This is a genomic window from Flavobacterium sp. (genome assembly GCF_035760125.1).
GTDB lineage: Bacteria > Bacteroidota > Bacteroidia > Flavobacteriales > Flavobacteriaceae > Flavobacterium.
Window position 1 is genome coordinate 1 of the sequence record NZ_DASTTN010000026.1, and the last position, 4,249, is coordinate 4,249.

The window sequence follows — 4,249 nt, forward strand, 5'->3', positions numbered from 1 at the left end:
CTACATAGTCTGCTCCAGCTTCTTTAGCTTCCGCTTCTTTATCTGGAGTAACTAATGCTAATACTTTAACATCTTTACCAGTTCCATGAGGCAATGTTACCACACCTCTTACCATTTGATTCGCTTTTCTTGGATCTACACCCAATCTAACAGCGATATCAACAGACTCATCAAATTTTGCAGAAGCAATTACTTTTATCAATGCAGCTGCATCTTTTAAAGAGTATAATTTGTTCTTTTCAATTTTTGAAGCAGCCTCTTTTTGCTTTTTTGTCAATTTTGCCATGTCTTTCTCTTAATTAAAAAGGAGAATCTCCTGATACAGTTATACCCATAGATCTAGCTGTTCCAGCAATCATGCTCATAGCAGATTCGATTGTGAATGCATTTAAATCTACCATTTTATCTTCAGCAATTGCTTTGATAACATCCCAAGTAACGCTTGCTACTTTTTTACGATTTGGTTCACCTGATCCGGACTTTAGCTTTGCAGCTTCCAATAACTGGACAGCCGCCGGAGGAGTTTTTACAACAAAATCAAATGATTTGTCTTTATACACAGTAATTTGTACTGGGCATATTTTGCCGGGTTTATCTTGTGTTCTAGCATTAAATTGCTTACAGAACTCCATGATGTTTACCCCAGCAGCTCCTAAAGCAGGTCCAACCGGTGGCGACGGGTTCGCAGCACCTCCCTTAACTTGTAGTTTAACTACCTTACTAATTTCTTTAGCCATTTTTAAAAAATTTAACACGACAATCATTGGAAGCGATTGCAGTGGTTATTATAGATGTAACAAAAATTATACTTTTTCAACTTGCATAAAACTCAATTCCAAAGGTGTTTTTCTTCCGAAAATTTTCACCATTACTTCAAGTTTACGCTTTTCTTCATTAATTTTTTCAACTGTACCGTTAAATCCATTAAAAGGACCATCGATCACTTTAATAGTTTCTCCAATGTTGAAAGGAATAGAACGAGTATCCGTATTAACAGCCAACTCATCCACTTTACCTAGCATTCTATTTACCTCAGACATTCTTAACGGAACCGGTTCTCCACCTTTAGTCTCCCCTAAGAATCCGATAACACTTGTAATAGACTTAATAATATGAGGAATTTCTCCAACTAAATTGGCTTCCAACATAACATATCCCGGAAAGTAAACCTTATCTTTTGATAATTTTTTACCTTCTTTTACAGTAACCACTTTTTCAGTTGGCACAAGAACTTGTGAAACATAATCACTCATACCCAAACGAGCAATTTCCGTTTCGATATAAGCTTTTACTTTATTTTCTTGTCCGCTTACTGCACGAACGACATACCACTTTTTTATATTATTATCCGCCATTACAAAAAATTATGCTTTTATCCAGTTAAAAAACACAGCTAATGTTTTTGCAAATACTTCATCTACTCCCCATGTTGCTAAAGCGAATACCACTGAAAATACAGCAACAACAATCGTAAGACGTTGTACTTCAGCCCAAGCTGGCCAAGTTACATTTGATTTTAATTCTTCAAATGATTCTGATATGTAATTAACAACTTTTGTCATAGTGATTAGTTTATTTTGCACGGGCGGAGGGATTCGAACCCCCATCAACGGTTTTGGAGACCGCTATTCTACCCTTGAACTACGCCCGTAGTTAATAAAAACCAGTGTCGTCAAAACGACACTGGTTTTGGTATTTATTATAGTATTAAGCTACAATTTCAGTTACCTGACCTGCACCTACAGTTCTACCACCTTCACGGATAGCAAAACGTAAACCTACGCTCATTGCGATTGGGCTTAACAAAGTAACATTAATTGTTAAGTTGTCACCTGGCATTACCATCTCTACTCCTTCTGGTAAAGTAATAACTCCTGTTACGTCAGTTGTACGTACGTAGAACTGTGGACGGTAGTTATTATGGAATGGAGTATGACGTCCACCTTCTTCTTTTTTCAAGATATATACCTCAGCTTTGAAAGTAGCGTGTGGTTTTACTGATCCTGGCTTAATGATAACCATTCCTCTTTTGATAGATTCTTTATCAATACCTCTTAACAATAAACCTACGTTATCTCCAGCTTCACCTCTATCAAGGATTTTACGGAACATCTCAACTCCTGTAATAGTAGAAGTTAATTTTTCAGCTCCCATACCAATGATTTCAACAGCATCTCCTGTATTAGCAATACCAGTTTCGATACGACCTGTAGCAACAGTTCCACGACCTGTAATTGTAAATACGTCTTCAACCGGCATCAAGAATGGTTTTTCAGTATCACGAACTGGCTCTTCGATCCAGTTATCAACAGCTTCCATCAATTCAAGAATTTTTGGTACCCAAGCAGCATCATTATTCAATCCACCTAAAGCAGAACCTTGAATAACTGGACAATTGTCACCATCATATTCGTAGAAAGACAATAAGTCTCTGATTTCCATTTCAACTAATTCCAATAATTCAGCATCATCAACCATATCCACTTTATTCATGAAAACTACCATTCTAGGAATACCTACTTGGCGACCTAAAAGGATGTGCTCACGTGTTTGTGGCATTGGTCCGTCAGTTGCAGCTACAACAAGGATAGCACCGTCCATTTGAGCAGCACCAGTAACCATGTTTTTTACGTAATCCGCGTGACCAGGACAGTCAACGTGTGCGTAGTGACGGTTAGCAGTTTCATACTCTACGTGTGATGTATTAATTGTAATACCTCTTTCTTTTTCTTCAGGAGCATTATCAATTTGATCAAATGATTTTGCTTGACAGTAACCAGCATCAGATAACACTTTTGTGATTGCTGCTGTTAAAGTAGTTTTACCGTGATCTACGTGTCCGATCGTACCAATATTTAAGTGTGGTTTCGAACGGTTAAAGGTTTCTTTTGCCATTTTACTTAATTTTTAATCTAGTTTATATATTTATTTCAATTTCCTACTTACTTGAGCCAACTACGGGAATTGAACCCGTGACCTCTTCCTTACCAAGGAAGCACTCTACCTCTGAGCTAAGTCGGCAGAATCCTTGATCAAAGAGATTAGATTTCTAATTTTAGATTTTTTCAATCTACAATCTTAAACCTTCAATCTAAAATTAATTCTTGTGGGGAGAGCAGGATTCGAACCTGCGAAGTTCACACAGCAGATTTACAGTCTGCCCTCGTTGGCCGCTTGAGTATCTCCCCAACTTTTTCTATTAAAACTTTCGCCTTTTGAGCCGGCGGAGGGACTCGAACCCACGACCTGCTGATTACAAATCAGCTGCTCTAGCCAACTGAGCTACGCTGGCAATATCAATAAAAAAAGTCCGCTATTTCTAACGGACTGCAAATGTAGAGATTTTATCTTTTAATCAAAACATTTTTTAAAAAAAATTTTAATTAAATATGTGTTCTTAACTTTTCTTTACGCTTTACCAGTAATCGCTCTAGAGATTCTGCCGATTGTTCAACTGCTTCCTCAAAGGATTTGCACTGCTTTTTAACCAAAAAATCATCTCCAGGAACATTAATCTTTATTTCGACAATTTTATTTTCCTTCTCACTTGTCTTTTCTACTTTCATAAAAATATCAGAAGAGACAACTCTATCATAATATTTCTCCAATTTATCCATTCTCTCTTGAACGAAATCTACTAGCTTTTTGTCAACAGTAAAGTTAACTGCATGAACATTTACCTTCATAATCAATCTTTTTAATGGTTAAACATTTCAGAATTATTTTTTATTCCTAGGATGCGCCTCTTGATATACTTTTTTGAGTTCAGACAAACTGCTATGGGTATAAATTTGCGTTGAAGCCAAACTAGAATGTCCTAATAACTCTTTAACTGAATTCAAATCGGCCCCGTTGTTTAATAAGTGAGTCGCAAACGTATGTCTTAATATATGAGGACTTTTTTTTACCTTCTCGGAGACACTACTAAAGTATGAATTTATTAAACGATACACAAAAGAATCACTCAATTTTAACCCTTTTTTTGATAGAAATAAATAATCCTCATCTACTATTGTCTCCAACAAAGAACGCTCCTTAATATATAGCAATAATTGCTGTACTACTATAGGCAAAACCGGAAGAATACGCTCTTTATTTCTTTTTCCCAACACCTTTAAAGTATTACTCACTAAATTGACATTTGAATATTTCAAATGAATAAGTTCCGTCCTACGTATTCCTGAAGTATAAAACAACTCCACTATGAGCTTATTCCTTATCTCCTGGAATCCTTCAAAATTCGAATTTT

Annotated in this window: 6 protein-coding genes, 4 tRNA genes and 1 pseudogene; all 11 read right to left on the bottom strand. The window is 36.2% G+C overall.

Annotation, left to right across the window (positions count from 1 at the left end):
• Positions 1 to 286: pseudogene (locus VFS71_RS01205) on the bottom strand (50S ribosomal protein L1); the annotation flags it as partial.
• A gap of 13 nt (positions 287 to 299) precedes the next feature.
• Positions 300 to 737, bottom strand: a complete 438-nt coding sequence (rplK, locus tag VFS71_RS01210; RefSeq protein WP_035639405.1) for a 50S ribosomal protein L11 — start codon at positions 735 to 737, stop codon at positions 300 to 302.
• 66 nt (positions 738 to 803) lie between these two features.
• The gene (gene nusG, locus VFS71_RS01215; RefSeq protein ID WP_326398854.1) at positions 804 to 1,355 is read right to left on the bottom strand and encodes a transcription termination/antitermination protein NusG; all 552 of its coding nucleotides are present in this window, start codon (positions 1,353 to 1,355) and stop codon (positions 804 to 806) included.
• A gap of 9 nt (positions 1,356 to 1,364) precedes the next feature.
• Positions 1,365 to 1,562: a preprotein translocase subunit SecE gene (gene secE, locus VFS71_RS01220; protein ID WP_116763649.1), complete on the bottom strand. Its 198-nt coding sequence runs from the start codon at positions 1,560 to 1,562 to the stop codon at positions 1,365 to 1,367.
• Between the two features lie 18 nt (positions 1,563 to 1,580).
• A tRNA-Trp gene (locus VFS71_RS01225) sits at positions 1,581 to 1,651 on the bottom strand.
• Between the two features lie 56 nt (positions 1,652 to 1,707).
• Positions 1,708 to 2,895 (bottom strand): elongation factor Tu, encoded by a 1,188-nt coding sequence (tuf, locus tag VFS71_RS01230; protein WP_326398855.1) that lies wholly within the window; start codon positions 2,893 to 2,895, stop codon positions 1,708 to 1,710.
• 54 nt (positions 2,896 to 2,949) lie between these two features.
• A tRNA-Thr gene (locus VFS71_RS01235) sits at positions 2,950 to 3,021 on the bottom strand.
• A gap of 86 nt (positions 3,022 to 3,107) precedes the next feature.
• Positions 3,108 to 3,188 (bottom strand) — tRNA-Tyr (locus tag VFS71_RS01240).
• Between the two features lie 30 nt (positions 3,189 to 3,218).
• A tRNA-Thr gene (locus tag VFS71_RS01245) sits at positions 3,219 to 3,292 on the bottom strand.
• A 91-nt stretch (positions 3,293 to 3,383) separates the two neighbouring features.
• Positions 3,384 to 3,686 carry a ribosome hibernation-promoting factor, HPF/YfiA family gene (gene hpf / locus VFS71_RS01250; protein ID WP_326398857.1) on the bottom strand — a complete coding sequence of 101 codons (303 nt, stop codon included), beginning with the start codon at positions 3,684 to 3,686 and terminating at the stop codon, positions 3,384 to 3,386.
• 33 nt (positions 3,687 to 3,719) lie between these two features.
• Positions 3,720 to 4,249 (bottom strand): tyrosine-type recombinase/integrase (locus tag VFS71_RS01255; protein ID WP_326398858.1); only part of this gene is annotated, 530 nt, incomplete at its 5' end.

Bases quoted from the DNA above. Each gene is read 5' to 3' on its own strand.
- rplK (WP_035639405.1), bottom strand. From the start codon at position 737: ATGGCTAAAGAAATTAGTAAGGTAGTTAAACTACAAGTTAAGGGAGGT.
- nusG (WP_326398854.1), bottom strand. From the start codon at position 1,355: ATGGCGGATAATAATATAAAAAAGTGGTATGTCGTTCGTGCAGTAAGC.
- secE (WP_116763649.1), bottom strand. From the start codon at position 1,562: ATGACAAAAGTTGTTAATTACATATCAGAATCATTTGAAGAATTAAAA.
- tuf (WP_326398855.1), bottom strand. From the start codon at position 2,895: ATGGCAAAAGAAACCTTTAACCGTTCGAAACCACACTTAAATATTGGT.
- hpf (WP_326398857.1), bottom strand. From the start codon at position 3,686: ATGAAGGTAAATGTTCATGCAGTTAACTTTACTGTTGACAAAAAGCTA.